The 1,997-nt window shown below is 36.2% G+C and carries 2 protein-coding genes and 1 pseudogene; 1 reads left to right on the forward strand and 2 read right to left on the reverse strand.

What is annotated here, in order from left to right; translation table 11 throughout:
• The first annotated feature begins 73 nt into the window (after positions 1-73).
• Positions 74-367: pseudogene (locus A9G37_RS13340) on the forward strand (transposase).
• 35 nt (positions 368-402) lie between these two features.
• Here A9G37_RS13340 and rarD read toward each other — a convergent pair.
• On the reverse strand, positions 403-870 hold the full coding sequence (rarD, locus tag A9G37_RS06825; RefSeq protein ID WP_065575025.1) for an EamA family transporter RarD: 468 nt from the start codon (positions 868-870) through the stop codon (positions 403-405).
• Positions 871-936: 66 nt separating this feature from the next.
• Positions 937-1,997 (reverse strand): serine--tRNA ligase (gene serS, locus A9G37_RS06830; protein WP_065575026.1); only part of this gene is annotated, 1,061 nt, incomplete at its 5' end.

Raw genomic sequence — 1,997 nt, forward strand, 5'->3', positions numbered from 1 at the left:
AGTCAGCTTACCAGCAGGAAGGATTACCCGTTACTTAGATAAACTGGCCGAATATCATGGATATCCATTAAAAATACGGGTCGATAATGGGCCAGAATTTACAGGAAAAACCTTTATAAACTGGGCTAAATCACATGATATAGCCATTGATTATATAAAGCCCGGTAGCCCTTATCAAAATGGTTATATTGAACGATTTAATCGTACCTATCGTACTGAATTACTTGATTTATATCTTTTTAACAACTTAGCACAAGCTAGGTGAATAACCGAAGAATGGCTAACGATTTATAACACCGAAAGACCGCATGAGGCATTAAATAACATGACACCGATTGAGTATAAAACACTAAAACAAGCAGCTTAATTTTCTACGTGAGTTGTGTACTAAGTTTGGGGCATTTACACAGCGGTTTCCCATGAGAAAGCACCAGTGATGTAAATTTCAATAGCCACGCCTAATACTGCAAGTGCAACAGCTATTTTTTGCAAAAAGCTGAGTTTTTCTTTATAAAAGATTTGCCCAGAAATCACCATTGCTAGTGGCAATAAAAAATAACCTAGCGATGCCGATAATCCATGTCCGTTAAGTGGTGCCCAAATAAAAATCATCATCTGTATTGTGAGCAAAACAGAAGAAAATAATAACCCTATTAAAAAAAGTGGTTGTTGTTTTATTCGTCTAAAAAGTGCAGTTATAACTGACCACTGTTTTCCAGCAATGATTAATATAACTATTGCAGGAAATGAAGTTAGTAATCGCCAACAAAAAATATCAACAACAGATAAGGAGTGTAACAAAACTGGGTAGTAATAAAGTAACCCAAATAGACATGATGCCAGTATTGAAAGCGCTACACCTTTTATCATTTTTTCCACCTTTATTAATAAAAAAATAGCGCTAATAGATAGCGCTATTCTCTAAGATAATGTGAGTTATTTAATAAACTCAACACCATTCATATAAGGTACTAAAACGGATGGAACTTTAATTGAACCATCTGCTTGTTGATAGTTTTCCATAATAGCAACAAGTGTACGTCCAACAGCTAGACCAGAACCATTTAGTGTATGTACTAAATATGTTTTATTATCAGCCTTATTACGATAACGAGCTTGCATTCGGCGAGCTTGGAAATCCCACATATTTGAGCAAGAAGAAATTTCTCGGTATGTATTTTGAGCTGGTACCCATACTTCAAGATCATAGGTTTTACAAGAGCCAAAGCCCATATCGCCAGTACATAACACAATTTTTCGATATGGTAATTCAAGTAATTGCAATACTTTTTCTGCGTGAGCAGTTAACTCTTCTAATGCCTTCATCGATTCTTCAGGCTTAACAATTTGAACCAATTCTACTTTATCAAATTGATGCATACGAATTAAGCCACGAGTGTCTTTACCATAAGAGCCAGCCTCAGAGCGGAAACAAGGGGTGTGTGCTGTCATTTTTAATGGTAATACACTTTCATCAAGGATTTCATCGCGCACAAGATTAGTTACAGGCACTTCGGCAGTTGGAATTAATGCATAATTACTATTTTCAGCTTCTTCATCAAGCGGTTTAGTATGAAATAAGTCACCTGCAAACTTTGGCAATTGTCCTGTTCCAAAAAGTGTTGCTTGATTGACTAAATACGGTACATAAATTTCGGCATAACCATGCTGTTCTGTGTGTAAATCTAACATGAATTGAGTAATAGCACGATGTAAGCGTGCGATTTGTGATTTCATAACCACAAAACGTGCACCAGTGAGTTTTACCCCTGCTGCAAAGTCAAGATCACCAAAGCGTTCTCCTAATGCAACATGATCTTGAATTGGGAAATCAAATTTTCTTGGTGTGCCAAAGCGAGAAATTTCAACATTGTCATTTTCATCTTTTCCATCAGGAACAGAGTCATCAGGAATATTTGGGATAGTGGAAGCGATATCTTTAATTTTGCTTAGTAGGATATCAAGCTCTGTTTTAGCGCTATTGAGTTTTTCACCAA

The organism is Gilliamella sp. GillExp13 (assembly GCF_001690815.1).
GTDB lineage: Bacteria > Pseudomonadota > Gammaproteobacteria > Enterobacterales > Orbaceae > Gilliamella > Gilliamella bombi.